Origin of the sequence: Cytobacillus eiseniae (genome assembly GCF_017874625.1) — a bacterium.
Lineage (GTDB): Bacteria > Bacillota > Bacilli > Bacillales > Cytobacillaceae > Cytobacillus > Cytobacillus eiseniae.
Genome location: NZ_JAGIKZ010000017.1, coordinates 59,701 through 77,828, shown reverse-complemented (window position 1 = coordinate 77,828; position 18,128 = coordinate 59,701). Strand labels below are relative to the sequence as shown.

The following is an 18,128-nucleotide window of genomic DNA, read 5'->3' as shown; positions in this document are numbered from 1 at the left end:
ATGGACTTTTTCTAGAGAGATCGGCTTCATTTTGTCCTTCATTCGCTTGATGATGGACTTTTTCTAGAGAGATCGGCTTCGGTTTGTCCTTCATTCGCTTGATGATGGACTTTTTCTAGAGAGATCGGCTTCGGTTTGTCCTTCATTGGCTCGATGATGGACTTTTTCTAGAGAGATCGGCTTCGGTTTGTCCTTCATTCGCTTGATGATGGACTTTTTCTAGAGAGATCGGCTTCATTTTGTCCTTCATTCGCTTGATGATGGACTTTTTCTAGAGAGATCGGCTTCGGTTTGTCCTTCATTTACTTGATGATGGACTTTTCCTAGAGCGATCGGCTTCGATTTGTCCTTCATTCACTTGATGATGGACTTTTCCTACATCTACCGGCTTCATTTTGTCCTTCATTCACTTGATGATGGACTTTTCCTACATCTACTGGCTTCGCTTTGTCCTTCATTGGCTTGATGATGGACTTTTGGTGGAGCGATTGGCTTCAATTTTTCCTTCGTTAAAGGATGCTATTCAATCTAGTGGAGGCACCTTATTCGGTTTTTTCTATGATTTGAGAGCTAAAGCACTTCCCCATAAAATAGCAAAAAGCCTATGGAAAGTCCCACAGGCTTTTCAATTTACATTTTTAATAAATTGATAGGTGGATGGTGCTAGTTTTTTCAATCGATCTCTGGAATGGTCATCACGATAATAAAGAGCAAAGGCCTCTGCAAAGTATTCCTCACGATAGGTAATGAAATATTTCTCATTTGAAAACAGTCGATCCTTTTCTGCATTCCAAATGGAGTTGAACGTAGCTGTTGAGGAAATATGTTTCTTTAATATACTATCAATCGAATGTGCTAGCTCATGCAGTTCTAAATTAATAGAACCATGGCCATTTCCTTTGTCACTATAGCCAATGCGGACAACGACTGATTTTCCGCCGCCGACTCCTGGCACATCATCCCATGTTTTGTTCGTATCCTCCCAGCCTCTTGGAGCTGCACCCTTTAAGTGAGCAAACTCCGGTGTATCTGTAATTGGTCCATTTACTAGAATCATATGTATTTGATGATTAACTAGCTGTAGTAAAATCGATTCTGGTAACTTTTCTAATCGCTCTTTTACTTGAGCAACAGCAGCTGTGTCGTATTCTTCTTTTGGAAGAATCAATAGACTTTCTACTAAACATTTCTGGTCACAACTAAGTAGCTGTAGCTTAGATGCGGATGGCGTTTCATAAATAACATGGCCCTTTACCTTTGTAATATAGGCATTGTCTCCAACCCCATATTGCCCGCCATACAATTCGTCCATTCTGTATACTCGATATTTCTCTCCAGCCTGAAGTACTCTGACAAATTGAAGACCATCTTCTGTTCTTTTCCATAGATTAATAGGCTTGATAACTGTAACACGCCCGATTTGTCCTTTTTTCAGCTCGACACCATCCCAATAAACGGTCGCAGCTTTGGAATCTTCGGGATGTATCGTTAGAAAGAGGATGAAGGCAGCAAAAATAAATATTAGTTTCTTCAAATTATATCCCCCTCGCTTATTGTCATTATTATAGATTGGTTGTACATGACCAATCAGAGGACTCTTACTTCTCTTTATTGTATGTCTGATTCTTGGAAAAAGATAGAGACTTTCTTGCCAAAAAATACAAAATAGAGTAACCCGCTTCACCGATCGAATAGCAAAAAGCCTGTGGAGTCACCCACAGGCTTTGAACAATTGCCTTTTTTAAAAAGTTCTACTCGGTTTTAACATTTAAAGTATATGGATTTAAAGTTGTATTACCGAATGAATCACGGACTTTAATATGGTATGTTCCTTTTGTTAAGTTAAAGCTTAAAACTTCCGTATCTCCCCCTGGGTAGTAATCGGCGACTGTCACTAGCTTGCCATTTTTATAAAGGGAGATCACACCATCTACTTCAATGCCTGTTGCTAATTCAATCGTTCCTTTTGTATTCTTAGCAAGTTTCAATTCGTACCAATCTTCATCCCCGTAAGGAACGCCAGCATTTAAATGGCCTGTTGCCTGCAAATGCTTAGCTGACTTCGTAATCAGCTTCAGTGGTTTAGATGGGATGTTGTTTTTCACAACGGAATCTTTGTCCTCATCATTTTTATTCACTGGGTTCAGTGATAGTACGTATGGCATTAATGAGAAAGAATGAATGCCATCGAAAAAGGCTGAAGCTGTAATGATGTAGTTCTTTCCTTTTACTGTTTTAAAAGAACCATATGTTTTCCCTTCAGACACACCTTTTTCAATATATTGGACGTTCGTCATTTCTTCATCATCCAATTTACGGTTTTTATTCGTATCCTCATAAATAACTAAGAAGCCATAGAAAGGACTTAGTAACTCTTTCGGGTACTGAGACTTGAACGCTTCACTTACTTTCTTTCTTTCCAATGTAATGCCATAAATATCATCTTGCTTGCTTTCAAAATAGAAGACATCTTGGTCATTTGGCATTGCAAAGTTTCCTTCGATCACATTTGATGCAAGGTTTTTCACATCTTCTGGCTTATCATTATCTTCATATTTGTCCTGCGGATTTTTGACTACAATCTTAGAAGTGAACTCATAAGGATCAAATGAAATACTGCCGTTATAATAATTCGTATTTACTTTAACAAAATACGTTTCATTCTTCTTTAATCCTGTAAGGACAGAAGATCCAAGTTCCCCATATTGCCAGAATGAATATTCATTCGTGCCAATCATTTCAGTATAGGTATATACTTCCCCATTTTGGTCCTTCTCTTCTTTTATTTGATAGATTCCTAGCATTGGAATCGAAGCATCCTTATCAGATAAAAGAAACTCGTAAATGCCGTTCTCATCTGGTGTGAAGCTGAACCAATCCTCGTCCTCTAATGTTTGAAGGTATCCAGTTGCTGTACCGCCGACCTCATAGGACTGTGCTCCGTCCTTGATCATTTGTACATAATCGAATTCCTCTTCTTCAGAAGTTGTCGAAATAAGTCCTAGTTGTCTCTCAAGCATACTCAACTCTTCTTCAACTGAATAAAATACAGGCAGTGAATCCTCATCTGGAGGCAGAACCTTGCCTTCCACATTTAACTGATATGGGATAGCTGAAGATTCTGGGCTCTGTTCTTCTTCCATCATTCCCATATTCATAAAGAAATCATAGATTCCGAAATAATTGCTTTCTTTATTCGATACTTTTATTAATAATTCTGTTTCCGGATTAGCTGTAAAAGATAATGATTCGCCTTCACCCTTGCCTTTATTATTTCCATAATAAGAAGGTTCTTCAGGGAACTCAGCTAGCATTTCCAAATCCATTCCCAGCTCTTCCGCTTCCATTTCAGATGGAACCCATTTCTCGTAAACACTAATACTCGTATCTACACCTGGAATACCGGAAAGATCAACACGAATGACTTGTTCCTCTTCAACGGAGAATCGGTAATAGTCATCGTCCCCTTCCTCACCAATCAATGTTAAGTTTGCCTTCTCAGATTTATATGGCAGCTCTATATCGATTGGTGCTTCAAGTGTTGATTCATCTTGTGGCAGCTCCGCATGCTTTTTCACAGAAAGATTAAACTTTGATTGCTGACTTTTTGAATCATCATAGCTGCCATTTACATCTTTAACAGCAAATGTTAGCTTGCCAGCCGTCGGCACTTTATAAAGCTTGCCTTCCGTTTTCCCATCAAGCACTTTATTGACATCAATCTTTTCTTTGCCATCAGGAGAGTTGATGATTAATTTGTAATCGTATTGCTCTGCTCCATCTAGAGAAAATTGAATATATTCCCCAGCCTTCACATCTGTTTGGTACCATTTTTCTTCAAACGGCTTTGTGATCACACCATTGATTACAGATGTTTTTGCTAAGTCTACTACTTCTGCTTTTTCAAGAATTTCCTTAACTGTTAAATCTTTATTTGTTAAGTCTGGCAGTTTCTTTATGTCATATTGCAGCGCTGCAACTGGGTTTACTAGACCGTTTCCATATTTAACATCAAACCCTTTTGCGCCCAAATCTTCCGATGTATGCTCTAAAATATATTCTACTTGCACAGGTGTAAGATTTGGATGCTTAGATAAAAGCAAAGAAGCTACACCTGCTACCATTGGAGAGGCCATTGAAGTACCGCTCATATTGCTGAAGCTAGACTTCTTTTCATAATCATAGAGCGTGCTATACACTTCATCCCCAGGTGCAACGACATCAACTGATGGTCCAAATGAGGAGAAATCTGATAGTTTCTTTTCACTATTAATGGAGCCGACGCTAATAACGCCCTCGTATGCCGCTGGGAAACTCGTTATGGCAGCCCCATCATTTCCTGCAGCAGCAACGATTGTAATATTTTTTTCTAAAGCCTTTTTAATGGCTTCCTCAATGACTGGTGACTTCATTGGTCCACCAAGACTCATATTGATGACCTTTGCTCCCTTTTCAACCGCATGTAAAATTCCATCGGCAATCGCATAGTCATATGCTCCATATCCACGATCAAACACATCAATCGGAAGAATTGTTGCATTTGGATTTACTCCAAAGCCGCCAATGCCATTATTTTTATTTCCAGTAATGATCCCTGTTACATGTGTGCCATGGAAATCAGGGGTCCCTTGATTCATTGGGTTCACTGCATTATAACTTGGCAGTAATTTTCCTTTTAGCTCAGGATGCTGCATGTCCACTCCTTGGTCAATGACAGCAACAGTCACCTTGTTCTTTCCTGCCAGCTCGTGCGCTTTATTCAGATTCAGCATATCAATATAATACTGTTCTGATACTTTTGGGTCCTTTATATTTAAAGGCTTATACATCGCACTTGGATTCACCGAATTTACATGAGTGAACTCCTTATATTTGTTCATTACCTTTTGAAAATTCTTCTTGTTTTGCACTTTAACAACGGCATAGTTAAGCGATGGGAAATTTTTGAGTAATGTTCCTCCAGCAATACGGTGATCTGCTTGGGTAAGCGATTTCGAATATTTAATCAAAATCGTATCTTCACTCAAAGATTTTTCATTCGCCAATTCCAGCCTTTTTTGAAGCTGCGGATTATTTACTTGGATAGCTGAAACATCTGCTGACTTTTTTACAGGTTCTGCAAAAGCTGATGTGCCTGCCGCTAGATTACTAGAAAGCAAGCCAATTCCGACTGTAACTGATAAAGCATTTCTAATCCATTTCTTCATAGTATCCTCCTAAATTTTGTACTAACTTCATATTACTTATAATTACCAAATAATAGCAAGCATTACCCTAACCAATCTTTTTACTTCATTCGACAAGCTGTCACTGCTAAGACACATTGTAAAAAAATGTTAGCGTGATAGCATTCCTTTTGCTAAGTATTTTGCTGTTTGCCTCTTTCCCATCGCTTTCATTGAAGAGAGTTCTAGTTTCGCAGGATGAAGTGGGGTGATAATAGTTGGCCCTTCGCCTTTTTGAACAGAATTTGAATGGCTAACAATCCATTCACCAGCTTCAACCCCTGACGTGATTTGTACTTGATAACCAGATTGAATGCCTGTTTGAATCTCTCGCTCGTCTAATCTTCCACTTGCTGTAATGACCCAAACAAAGGACTTTTTCTTCTTTCTTGCAATGGATTCCTTTGGAACCATTATTGCATCCTTCACCTCCTTTGTTATAAGTGTCATCTTCACATGGGAACCTTGTAATAATTCTTGTGGTGCATGTTCAGCCAACTCAATCGCAAATGGATATTCACTCGCTTCTTTTTTCACAGTTGAGTCGGCTGGCAGACTATCGACCGCTTGCAATGTTCCTTCCCATTTCTCTTTTATTAAATCAGAGACAATCACGGCTAGCATGCCAACCTCCGCTTGAAGCCTTTCCTCTTCATTAAATACACCTTGGATTGTTGGCATATGTGAATTGATCGTAATTAACGGATTTCCTAAGCCGATATCCACATCGCTAACAATGCCGTCATACTCACTAAAGACCGTCAATTTCCCTTCGCTAGCATGAATCAGCTCTAATTCCTGTTCATATTTCTCAGCTGCACTTACTAGCATTTCAGCCTGTAATTCCTTTTCATATATGTCTTGATCTACACTATGTAAAATTGTTCTTCCTTCCGCCTTTTCCTCCTCCTCAAATATTAAAGAGTCTCTATAGCGGATCAGCTCTGAAATATGGTTTTCTATAGCCATAATCTCATTTTCTATCTTTCTAATTTCGGCTTCCATTCGGGCCCGATCAGCCTCAATGTCGGAAGAAATATATTCATATAAAGGCGACCCAATCGTCACCTCATCTCCCTTTTTCACAAAAAATTGTTTAAAAGAGCCCATTTTTTCATCATAGTAATAATGAGATTGATCTGCTGGAGAAACAACGCCTTCCTTATGAAGTGTTTCTTTTATATCCTGTTTTTGGGCTAGCGAATATTGATCAACAAATGCGGATCGCTCAATCTTTGATCCCGTTTTCATAATGAGATAGATATTTCCAGCGATTAATAGACAGCTAGCTCCAAGCAACAGCTTACTGATGTGTTTTCTCATGGTTATCACCTCCAGCCTTATAGTAGACTTTCAATTTTCAAATAGGATAATAGTGTCGATACAACCCAAAAGAATAGATTCACACAAATAATAAGGAGCAAAATAATCTTAGGGTTCTTTTCGCTCATCCGCTTCATGCATATATACTGAAAAACAATCACCCATATTTTAAAAATAGAAAGATGGGATAATAAATGAATGACAATCAAATTTGATGTAATGTATTTGGCAACTACCCCTAATGCAAATGGGGAAAATTCGGACCCAATTCCAAGTGAAATACTGAAAGGAAGCAAAATAGCCTTTTCAAGTAGCAAAATAACGAGAACAAATAATTGAATGACAACTAATTTCTTATACTGAAGATCTATTAATGCCCATAGAATAAGCGACCAACCAAAGAGGACAAATGCCCCAAAGCCAGCAGCCCAAATGATCTTCCCAATCCCTGCGATTAATTTCTTCGCCTCCAGCTCCTGCTGCGGGATTCCTGTTATTTCTTTCGCTAAAAACCCCAACCCTACACCGTAATAACTGGCTATAGCAGATAAAAGCATGCTAATTAAGAGAAGGATGACAACCCTTTTCCAAAGTCCTCTTATTTCTTCCGCCTTCTCCATTTGATAGGATAAAATACTTGGCTCTCGCATCCCTTTGAAAAGGTGCACATAATAGACCATAAGCTGTACCTCCGAACGATTTCTACTTCTATTCTAACCCACATATTGGTTTAATTCCCATTTTTACCACTAAGTTTGATGAAATTAGGAAATTATACACAGGTTTGTCGAATGCTATAGAAATAGAGAATATTCATTAAATAAGTGTTTTAGCAAGCAAGGGATTACTGCGTTCTACGCACATATCGTGTAGGCTTTAACGAGTAGGCTTTAACGAGTAGGCAATAGCTATATGTTAAAAGCATTATCAAAAACAGTGCGAATGATCATTATTTAGAAAAAGAGATGGAGTGTTGCTGTTTTTCTTATTTAGGTTGCGAATAGGTGAGGATCAGGTTGAGCACCTTGAGCGGAGAAATAGACGGAGAAATTCCGCTTATTTCGTAATTATTACTAAAAAAGATGTAAATAAGCGGAAAAACTCCGCCTATTGACTCAAAATATTACATAATTGGCGATTTTGCATGAAATAAGCGGAAAAATTCCGCTTATTTCTCTCAAAATGAGCTCCATTCTGCATTTAACCGGAAAAATTCCGCTTATTTTACTTTTGCTCATTAGTTGTTTAAGGTAAGAAGGACATTCTTTAGAAAAATTCATATATTTTCCTCATCAACTAAAGATGCGTACGTTAAAGAAATTGTCATTATACTAAAAAATGCAGAGGATCTAAACCTCTGCATTTTTTTTAGTCTAATAGTATGCGATTTTTCTATTTCACAATCGAACTTACTTCGAGATTCATGCATCTTTTAAAAGATACGAATCTCCTCTTTTCATTAATTATTTGTATAGGTATGTTTTGATTTATCGTAAGTTAGGTAGTAGCCGCCGCCAAGATCTAGCTGATTGCCGTTGATGGCGTAAACTCTAAAAGTTTGGCCCTTTTTCAGCGTTTTAGCTATATTTCCTTCCTTATCAACAAGCGGACTATCGGCTAGCATCTGAATGTTGCCTTTATAAAAAGAAACATCTGTGCCTTTTTTAATATAGTAGCCGCCACCGACATAATAAGCATTTGCATCATGGCTGAATACTTTCACGATTTCGCCAGGGATCATTTTCCGATGGACCTTCCCATCCGGCTTATATAAATCGATATTTTTGCTCTTAATATGCAATCGCCCAATATAAAGGCTCATCTTGCTGCTATTAGCTGCGATCACATAATTACCGCCCAAATTATAATTGTTGCCTAATGTACCAAACACTTTATAGGAATACCCTTTTTTCAATATCTTTTCAGTTTTCCCATCTGGACTAATGAGCGGCATATCTGCTTTTAAATAGACGGATGCAGCAGGAAGCTTTGATGTCCACTCACTGCTCACATTCGGGATTGCTAAGTTAATTTGCTTCATTTCATCAAAAATCGTTAACACCTTTTCACCATAGCCATTTCCAGGTACAGCCCAGCGATTATTTAAATCCGTCCAGTAAGGTGCAATTCCTCGAGGCTTGACATAGTCAAATCGCGGATCGATTTTTTCCGTAACGAGCGGTTCATTGTTCGCATATGCCTTTAAATGCTGAATTTGTGCACGCACGCCCTCTTCTGGTGTTTGGAAGAAGGCTCCTTGTGCTCCACCACCAACAGCACCAATACCGGAATAATTATTTTGTTCAGGTGAAACATCCTTGCCATACTGGAAAAACCCTGTTTCATGAATGGCCTGTGCAAAGGCGATATCCCCGCGTATGCCTTCCATTCGTCCAATCGATAAAAACAAATCTGCTAATCGATAAATATCAACAGTCGTTAATTTAGGATCTGGTTTCTTCAGTAAAACAAAATCCCCCATCTGCTTCGCCGTTAATACAGAATTCCCTTCAATAGCCACTTTCTCACTAGCAGCTTCTGCAGGAATCGTTAGAACGACACTCATTAATAGAACAAACAGCAACAAATAAACTTTTTTCATCTTTTTCTCCTTGCTAACGTTTTTCGATATTCATAGTTTCTATTGTACTAGCAAACCTTGATTTTAGTAACCTACTTTTTGTTTAATGCCCTGCGGCTCATTAATTGGATATTATTGTGAAAGGATTCTCCTGTTTTGTCTTATTGGATCTTTCTATGAGGGGTTTTTAGGGGATTCTCTATTTTTATCCCATTGAGATCTTCTATGAGACTCTTCCATCCATTCCCCTCCTATTTTTGTCTCATTGAACTCTTCTGAAAAACCCTTTTTCCTTCTTCGCACCTTAATTTGTCCATCATCATCTTCATGACGGACTTTTCTTTTCTTTCTGCACCCAGTTTGTCCGTCATCCCCTTCATGATGGACTCTTCTACCTTCTCCACACCGCATTTTGTCCATCATCCCACTCCCCGCTTCTACTCACCATCCAAATAAAAAAGCAGATGGAGAAAAGCGATTCGCGCTTCTCCATCTGCTCTATTTTAATAAAACCGAAATTACTTATTTAATTCAGCTAGTTTCTTTTTAGAAGGTGTTTCATATTTTACTAGTCCTTGGATGTTTGTGATGTAGTGTCCGTCACCTACGCCGTATTGGCCAAAGTGAAGGGAGTCTTGTTTGTAAACTCTGTATTGCTCACCTGGATGTAAAATACGAACGAAAGTAAGCTTGTTGTTTGCGTCACGCTTCCAAAGGTTGATTGGTTCCTCAATTGTGACACGGCCAATTTGGCCTTTTTTCATTAATAAGCCATCCCAGTATACGTTTGAAACTGGTTTTGTTTCTTCTTTTTCGATTGCTTTTTCGACAATGCGGGATTCGTATGGTTCATCTAGATTGCCTAGCTTTTGAATATAGGCAATCAATGCTTCATCTAGAGCAGGGAATTCATTGGCAATCGGACTGTCCTTGAATGAAGTATATTCATCTCCACCAGCAGCCATGAAATCATTTGTTGCGACTACGTATTTCTTATTCATATCGACTGGCTCTCCATTGATTTCCATCGAATGTACACGATGACCCGCTTCCCCAGCAGGATCAATTGCGAAAGTTAAACCAGAAACATGCGGGAATGCCCCTTTTGATTCAGGGTAAGCATCTACACCGTTTTCAAGTCCTGCTTTAATTTGTGCACCTGTTAATTCCTTTGTCACAATATAGTTGCCGAATGGAAGGACAGTGATCACGTCTTCCTTCGTAATATCGCCTTTATCGATCGATGCACGAATTCCGCCGCCATTTGTAACAGCCATATCCGCACCTGTCATGTCTACCATTGCATCTGTAATTAAGTTTCCAAGATTTGTTCCGCCTACACGTACTTGCTCACGCTCGCCATCAAGCTTCACATCTGTTTGACCAATTACTTCTGATAAAATTTCCTTTTGTGCTGCTTGGATTACTTCGATTGCCTTTTCAACTGCTATATCTGGCTTCACACTAGCTGCTTCTTCATGTGAAATCAAACGTGCTGTTTTACCAGTTAATTTCTTATCCTCAAAAGTTAACTCAACTACTCCAAGGTTTTTTGTATATTCTCCTGTTGAGACAATCAGTGTATCATTCTCGCCATTCAGCCCTTCAACAAGTGTAGAATGACTATGTCCATCAACAATTAGATCAATTCCAGGTGCACCTTTTGCCACTTTAATGGATGTATCTGTACTGGACTCATCAATTCCGAGATGTGTCACAGCGATAATCATATCGACATTATGAGATTTTAATTCCTTCACCATCGTTTGTGCTTCCTTCACAGGATCAGTGAAAGTTAATCCCTCAACATTTTTCGGGTGTGTTTTATAATGTGTTTCAGGTGTAGATAAGCCAAAGATACCTAGTTTAATGCCGTCCACTTCTTTTATTTCATATGGCTTTAAAAGGTTTGTTCCATCTTCTTGACGGACATTGGCACTTAAAACTGGAAAATCAGCTTGCTTTTCTAATTCTAGTAATCTCTCATAACCATAATTAAAGTCATGGTTCCCAGCAGCCATTCCATCATAGCCAACACTATTCATTACTTCTACAATGCTTTCGCCTTTACTCACTGTAGCAAAAGTAGTTCCGTGAAAAGTATCACCTGCGTCCAGCAATAACGTGTTCGGATTTTCGCTTTCGAATTGTTTCACAAGTGCTGAAATCTTTGCAAAACCCATTCCATCGCCTTCTTCTACACGGCCATGGCTATCATTTGTATGCAAAATCGTAATTTTCTTTGATGCAGTGCTTGTTGTCGTGCTTTCTGCATGTGCAGAGAATTGTCCACCAAATCCGGACCATACAACGAATGAAGAAACAATAACAGCAATCCCTTTTTTAAACTTAAGCATGACTAACCTCCTATTTTTAGAAAATTCAAATCTATTATATCCTATAATTACTAACTTAGTGTTAATAGATTGTAAAATTTGTTCACTTTTACTACTAAATGCCTATATTCATGCATGTTTCGACACAATCCTAGCCAATTCCTTAAATTTTGCTTTCCTAGATTCAGATTGCTAGTATACAATAGATATGTACGCTAGTATGAGTAAACTAATGTGTTTACCTTTCCTGCGTGCTTACCTAACTTTGAATTAGCCTTCTACGAGGGCTAGTTCTTTTTTTTGTACAAGAAAAACCCCCCTCAGTTCACTTAGTAAGGGGGGGTCTCTTTATTCGAAAATCACTTTCAGTGCCACTTCTAATCTTTGGCTAGGAACTGAATTAGATACATTTACAGGCAATTTAAAGAACTCGCTCTTAAGTGTAACTGTTCCAGGCTTTTTGTAGTTTTCGAAGTTGAATGGTCTAATATCCCATGATAAATCTACTTGATGCTCTTGGTTAGAAGAATCTACGATTGTTGTATGCGTTGGCAATGCTGCTTTAAATTCATCTAATGTAATATTTGCAGCTACTTTGAGGTCAGCAAGCGGATTAATTGTTTGTAGTGTCACTGATGATTTTAAGATGATTTTTGCATAGCTCTTATTATCCTTTGTAATGACAATTGGATTCGTTTCAGCATTGTATTCTGTTTCTTTGTACGTGTCACCTAGCAGGATTGATTGAACAGACATTCCATTCGGTGCATCGAAATGAATCGTATATTCGCCTTTTGGAATATCCTTCATTTCATACGCACTCTTATTATTCCATGGGCTTGTCCCAACTGTATATTCTCTATTGGATTGTTTGTTTTTAAGTGTAAAGTTTGAGATGTTAACGAAATCAATTTTGTTAGAAGAAGATGTGCTGTCTCTGAATAAAGAGATAAATGCACTCCCTTTATCTGGATCTTCTTCTGGCTCTTCTGGCTCCTGTTCGTCCTCTTCATCTACTTGTGTAGCAATTACTTCTAATTTAATATTTCCAGTTTTGCCTTGGAAGTCGATGTCATTGTCGCCATGTGGCCAGTCGACAAAAATTTTGAAGCTTTCTGTATCTGCAGCTGGTTTGAATGTTGTTGAATAATCTATTTCTGTCCATACATTATCAAGGTTTCTTTGTAGAGAAATTTTGATTGGTGAATCGCCCGCTTCTGGGAATAGATCACCGTTTGGCGTTAAGTTCACTTTGTATTCGACAGGTACTTCTGTATTATTTTTATTAATCATAAAGCTATACGCTTCGATTGTTTCCATACCTGGATAGAGCTTTCCGTCCACAGTAAATTCATCATTTCCAATGGTTGTCCCATTTTTATTTACAGTATCAACCTCGAAGCTAGCAGCAGTTACAGTATTATTATCACTTGTAAAGCTCTTAGTGAAGTAGGCAACCGTACCAATCGTAGCAATCGCTATCAAAAGTACAGCAATAAGACTTAATCCAATTTTCAATTTCATGAGCAAGCTCCCCCTTTTTATAAAAAAATCATTCGCCTATTAATCTAGTACGTTAGTAAGCAATCACTCCTTTTAAGGACCTAAAAAGAACTGGTCCAATATCCCTCATTCCGTTCTTTAATAAGAACATTTTAACTAATTATATAACTTTATAAAGAATAAAACAAGCGGATATTTATGTTTAAAAGGAGTATCTCTGTTGAAGTGGAGGCAATCATTGATTTAGTTATATCGTCTAGTACAAGTCCCCCCCTTTTTTCATAAGCTATATCGAAAGGTAATTCAAGTTAAAAAGGTGGTGTAATTAATGGGGTGTAATTGTAAAAAATGCCGTGAAAAGAGGCAGAGAGATGAAGTTGTTGTAAGTCCAACTGAAACGGTTGTAAAAACAAGGACAAGAACACGTGTGGTCAAGCATATCCATCCGACTGAAATTATTAATGTGAATCGCACAGTTGTTAGAAACGAGCATTATTTTCCAGTAACTGAGCGTCAAGTAAATGAAACAGTTGAAGAAAATTTCAATTGCGGAAGCAACGTAAACAACAATCAAAATTGTCGACCATTTTGGAGCATTTAACGAACAGCCTCAGCCCCTTCATTTCGGAGGGGCTGAACTTTTTTGAAAGAAAAGTTGAAACCGTTTCCATTTTCAATCGTACGTAGTAGAGAGACAACGTATTTGAGGAGGAATAAAATTGGCAAAAAAGACAATCAAATCAATCCGTTCACTTATGCTTGCAAGCACGCTCGGACTTACAGCCGTTGCTGGCAATCTAGCTATCTCTGGACATCAAGTATCTGCCGAAGAAGTACAAAATGTAATCGATTATGAAAATCGCTCAAAGGAATTTTTGAATGTTGTACAAGCTAAAAATTGGGATGATGCTTATCACCTTTTAAGCAAAGATCTTCAATCGGCTTTACCAAAAGAGCTCCTTTCTACACTTTGGTCGCAGCTAACAGCTCCATATGGAGAAGTGAAAGAAACATCTTTTGAACGTGTGAAAAATGATGGCGTACATACGAAGGCTACATTTATTGCAACCGCTGAACAAGGCGTCTATAAACAAGAAATAAAGTTTAATAAAGAAGGACAAATAGATGATTTTCTCTTTGATGTCATCACTGCGCCTGAAAGTTTCCTTAATCCGCCCTATAATCACCCTGAAAATTATAATGAAAAACAAGTCGTCATTGGTGAAGGAAAATATGCCTTGCCAGGTGTTTTAACAGTCCCGAAAGGAGATGGCCCATTCCCTGTCGTTGTCCTCGTCCATGGTTCTGGACCGAATGATATGGATGAAACAATGAACGTCTTCAAGCCTTTCCGTGACATTGCTGTTGGGCTTGCAAATGAAGGAATTGCTGTATTGCGCTATGACAAACGGACAAGAGCACACACAGTGAAAACAAGCACAGAGCCTACATTCTCCATACAGGAGGAAACAGTGATCGATGCCAACCTTGCCGTTGATCAGCTGAAAACTCTTCCCGAGATCGACCCAAATCAAATCTTCGTTCTCGGACATAGCCAAGGTGCATTTGCCCTTCCATTAATTGTGGAAAATGATAAGAGCAAAGATATTAAAGGTGTGATTGGTGTTGCAGGACCTGCCGGCAAATTCCATAAGCTTTTAGTATGGCAAATGGAAGAGCAATTGAAACTAGCAGAAAAAATGAAGGCACCAAAGGAGCAAATCATTGCCATAAACGAGCTGCTAGCAACTTATCAAAATCAATTCAGCATACTGGAGGATCCACAGTATTCGAAAGAGAATATCCCAGCAAGTTTTCAAATGCAAAATGCCTATTGGTGGTTTGATCTACGAGACTATGTGCCAACCGAACTAGCAAAAAAACAAGACATTCCAACCCTCCTATTACAAGGAGCAAAGGATCTCCAAGTGCCAGTTTCTGAATTTGAAACATGGAAAACTGCTTTGAACAACCGGGACAATGTGGACTATAAATTATATCCGAATATGTTCCATACATTAGTCGACTACCCTGGTGAGCCAAATTGGATGACGGAATATATGACACCTGGAAATGTTTCACAGCCATTCTTATCCGACATTGCTGAATGGGTAAAAACAGGCAGCATTCAACCAGCTGAGGTACAACCAGAGCCGGAAGATCCAAAACAAGAACCAACCGTATACTGGGACGGCCTATTAATGAAAAAAGGACAAATCGGGAAAATTGAAGTGGTGAAACCAATCAATCTATGGAAACGCGTAGACGATAAGCTTGAATTTGTACGAGTGCTCCAGCCAGGTGAACATTACCGCGTATACAAATACGATAATCAATTCGGCGGACAATATGGCTTAGGTGACAATCACTATATTACAAAAATGGAGGAGCATATTATTTACAAAACTCCATCGAAAGCAAAATTGAGAGAGATGGGAATGGAAAACTAATAGAGTGGAAAAAGGAAGCAGATGAGCTAAAATAGTTCGATTTAGAGGAAAAATATATAAAGAACAAGTATTTTAGCAAGCGAATTCGCATATAAATCCGCTTGCTTCTTTTTATTCGTACGTAAGGATTTCTGTCGGGGGAAGCACAGTGATATGTTTTCAAATAGGGATAAGTGACGCGAAGGAAGCGTGCCATGCTTCCCCCAATAAAAAAAGGTGGGGACATCTAGAGCCCCCACTTAAGATTTAAACCGCGCTGTATGATAAAAGTAATCGGCTTTTGATCGGTATCAATGATTTTTACTTTTTCCGCTTTTTCCTTTAGGCGGTCTAGTACAATGTCTCTAATATAGTGATTGTTTTGGATCACACCACCTTGAAGAATAAGCTGAAATTCTTCCTTTGCAATACCTGCTTTTTTGATAGTGGTTTCTAATAGGAGGGTTAGTTCTTCTGCCGCTTCATCTAATATTCCTTTACTTACGCCATCGCCCATTTTATACGCCTCTTCCACTAATGTAGTAAGCGCACTTACATCGTCTACACAATAGGCTGAACTATATACCCAATTATAAAGATCCTCCACTTTCTTAAATCCAAACTCCTGTAAAATCAGCTTTGATAGGATCGTTTCTTTCTCCCTGCCGTCGTTCATTTTTAAGATGGATCGAATCGCCTCTTTTCCAATCCAATAGCCGCTGCCCTCATCTCCGACTCGATAGCCCCATCCACCCGTTCGGTAGAAATTCCCTTGACCATCATGAGCAAACACAATCGAGCCTGTTCCCGAAATTAAGAGCGCACCAGCCTTATTTTGTGTAGCGCCTAATAAAGCGGACAAGCAATCATTCTCAACTAATAGTTTTTCAGTGGATAACCCAACCTGTTTGATTGTTTTTTCCACTATCCCTCTTACTTCAATCTCATCAGTTAACGTATCAATTCCTGCAAGAGCAAACACGATTTTCTCAAAGTGAATCATTCCGCCATTCGGTACATTGACATTTGCTAAAGCTTCCTGGATCGATGCGGTAAGAGCCTTTATCGCCATTTCCTTCCCAGTTACTTGATAATTTGAAGCTCCTTCTTTGCCCTCTCCGAGAATGGAACCCTTACTATCTGTAATAACAGCTAGTGTCTTTGTCCCTCCTCCATCAACAGCAAGAAGATGAAAAGACTGTTTATCCATCGACAATATTCCATTCTTTAATAATCGCTGTTACTTTTTCTTTGGATGAATGCAAATGTGCTTGCTTATGGTTGACCCAGTCCGATAAATCAGCCTGTTCAGCCAATCGAACCTTAATTGTTTCTTCTAATCGACTTGGACTTGGCCCTCCTTGCAATGATCGGATTCGAACAAAATATTCTGGACTTAAGCATTCAGCCAATTCTTCTTTTGTTAGGGAAGATGGTTTTCCGACAATTAAATTAGATTGGATGTTTAATAGATCAAGAGTAAGAGCCTCTAGAGACTTGTTTCCGTTTTTCATCAGCTCCCTTACCGTCGAGCTTACTACATGATGGGCTTGGCGGAATGACAATCCATCCGCTCTCACCATCGTATCTGCCAGTTCTGTGACATTCGCAAAGCTCTCTTTTGCACGTTTTAAGAGATTCTCCTTATCCACTTCCATCGTTAGTAAAACAGAAGATAACAACTCATAGACGCCGCCTAGCGTATTCATCGACTTCCAAATATATGGCTGCATATCGTCCTCTGTATCAACAATATCGCCAAATGGCGTATTATGCAGCATCAGAAGAACGGTTTGACAATCACCGGCCACGCTAGATAACAGTGCCCGCATATGTTCAATCGACACAGGGTTTCTTTTTTGCGGCATAATCGAACTAATTTGTACGTAAGGTGCAGAAAGGATGAATGCGCCGAATTCCTGCGTTCCCCATAAGAGGAAATCCTGAATGGACCTTCCTAAATTCAAGGCTGAAAGCTGAACAGACGTAGCCACTTCCGCAATATAATCTGCCCCAGCAACCGCATCCCATGCATTATCAATCATGCCTTCAAACCCCAATAGCTCCTTTACTCGCTCCCGGTTAACAGCAAATCCTGAAGTCGTTAGCGCTGCAGCACCCATACTGCTTCGGTTCACTGTCTCATAAGCAGCCCGCAGCCGCTTAATATCCCGTGTTAGCATGTCTGTCATCGCATTAAAATAATGTGCTAGTGTAGTAGGCTGGGCTTGCTGTGTATGGGTGTAGCCAATCATAATCGTATGCTTGTGCTCATCAGAAAGTTCAATAAGTGCCTCTCGAAGCGTGAGTGCTTTCTCCAGCAATACTAAAATCTTTTTTCTTAAGGTCATTCGATAAATAGCAATGCCCATATCATTTCGACTTCTCGCAATATGCAAATTCCCGGCAATATCACCGGCATCTTCGATCAAATCATGCTCAACCTGAAAAAATAAATCTTCAAATTGCGCATTATAGTTTCCGGTCTTTATCGCCTCTATATTTAAGCTGGAAACAGCATTAGCAATCTGTTTTGCTTCTTCTTTCTCCACTAACCCCTCTTCGACAAGCATAATTAAGTGGGCAAAATGAATATCTACCATTGAATCGATAAAGTGTTGCTTTGCCTCATTATAAGCTGGCTCTAACACCATAGAAGTATAGGTTTTTGATGGAAAGTGTGTACCCTCTCTATCAATGATTCGTTCTCTAAGCGATGCCTTCACTGTAA

The 18,128-nt window shown here is 39.0% G+C and carries 11 protein-coding genes and 2 pseudogenes; 2 read left to right on the top strand and 11 right to left on the bottom strand.

Features of this window, described 5'->3' with window-relative positions; genetic code table 11:
* Positions 1-625: 625 nt before the first annotated feature.
* From J2Z40_RS20205 to J2Z40_RS13910, 9 genes and pseudogenes are all read right to left on the bottom strand, one after another.
* Positions 626-1,177: pseudogene (locus J2Z40_RS20205) on the bottom strand (anthrax toxin lethal factor-related metalloendopeptidase); the annotation flags it as partial.
* A 30-nt stretch (positions 1,178-1,207) separates the two neighbouring features.
* Positions 1,208-1,456: pseudogene (locus tag J2Z40_RS20200) on the bottom strand (hypothetical protein); the annotation flags it as partial.
* 295 nt (positions 1,457-1,751) lie between these two features.
* Positions 1,752-5,207: a S8 family peptidase gene (locus J2Z40_RS13940; protein WP_066397917.1), complete on the bottom strand. Its 3,456-nt coding sequence runs from the start codon at positions 5,205-5,207 to the stop codon at positions 1,752-1,754.
* A 129-nt stretch (positions 5,208-5,336) separates the two neighbouring features.
* Positions 5,337-6,548 (bottom strand): efflux RND transporter periplasmic adaptor subunit, encoded by a 1,212-nt coding sequence (locus tag J2Z40_RS13935; protein ID WP_066397919.1) that lies wholly within the window; start codon positions 6,546-6,548, stop codon positions 5,337-5,339.
* Between the two features lie 17 nt (positions 6,549-6,565).
* Positions 6,566-7,228, bottom strand: a complete 663-nt coding sequence (locus tag J2Z40_RS13930) for a hypothetical protein (RefSeq protein WP_066397921.1) — start codon at positions 7,226-7,228, stop codon at positions 6,566-6,568.
* A 779-nt stretch (positions 7,229-8,007) separates the two neighbouring features.
* Positions 8,008-9,150, bottom strand: coding sequence for a glucosaminidase domain-containing protein (locus J2Z40_RS13925; protein WP_066397928.1), 1,143 nt, complete (start codon positions 9,148-9,150; stop codon positions 8,008-8,010).
* A gap of 153 nt (positions 9,151-9,303) precedes the next feature.
* A complete protein-coding gene (locus J2Z40_RS13920) occupies positions 9,304-9,552 on the bottom strand; it encodes a hypothetical protein (protein WP_157087854.1) in 249 nt (82 codons plus the stop codon).
* Positions 9,553-9,647: 95 nt separating this feature from the next.
* Positions 9,648-11,486: a bifunctional metallophosphatase/5'-nucleotidase gene (locus tag J2Z40_RS13915; protein WP_066397932.1), complete on the bottom strand. Its 1,839-nt coding sequence runs from the start codon at positions 11,484-11,486 to the stop codon at positions 9,648-9,650.
* A gap of 327 nt (positions 11,487-11,813) precedes the next feature.
* Positions 11,814-12,989 carry a hypothetical protein gene (locus J2Z40_RS13910; protein WP_066397950.1) on the bottom strand — a complete coding sequence of 392 codons (1,176 nt, stop codon included), beginning with the start codon at positions 12,987-12,989 and terminating at the stop codon, positions 11,814-11,816.
* Between the two features lie 307 nt (positions 12,990-13,296).
* Here J2Z40_RS13910 and J2Z40_RS13905 point away from each other — a divergent pair, with 307 nt between their 5' ends.
* Complete coding sequence (locus J2Z40_RS13905) at positions 13,297-13,569, top strand: spore coat protein (RefSeq protein WP_066397952.1); 273 nt, start codon at positions 13,297-13,299, stop codon at positions 13,567-13,569.
* Between the two features lie 118 nt (positions 13,570-13,687).
* On the top strand, positions 13,688-15,418 hold the full coding sequence (locus J2Z40_RS13900) for an alpha/beta hydrolase (protein ID WP_066397954.1): 1,731 nt from the start codon (positions 13,688-13,690) through the stop codon (positions 15,416-15,418).
* Between the two features lie 226 nt (positions 15,419-15,644).
* Here J2Z40_RS13900 and J2Z40_RS13895 read toward each other — a convergent pair whose 3' ends face one another.
* Both J2Z40_RS13895 and argH read right to left on the bottom strand, forming a co-directional pair.
* Positions 15,645-16,607: an N-acetylglucosamine kinase gene (locus tag J2Z40_RS13895; RefSeq protein ID WP_066397955.1), complete on the bottom strand. Its 963-nt coding sequence runs from the start codon at positions 16,605-16,607 to the stop codon at positions 15,645-15,647.
* Positions 16,600-18,123, bottom strand: coding sequence for an argininosuccinate lyase (gene argH, locus J2Z40_RS13890; protein ID WP_066397957.1), 1,524 nt, complete (start codon positions 18,121-18,123; stop codon positions 16,600-16,602). Before argH ends, J2Z40_RS13895 begins: the two co-directional genes overlap by 8 nt.
* Between the last annotated feature and the right edge of the window lie 5 nt (positions 18,124-18,128).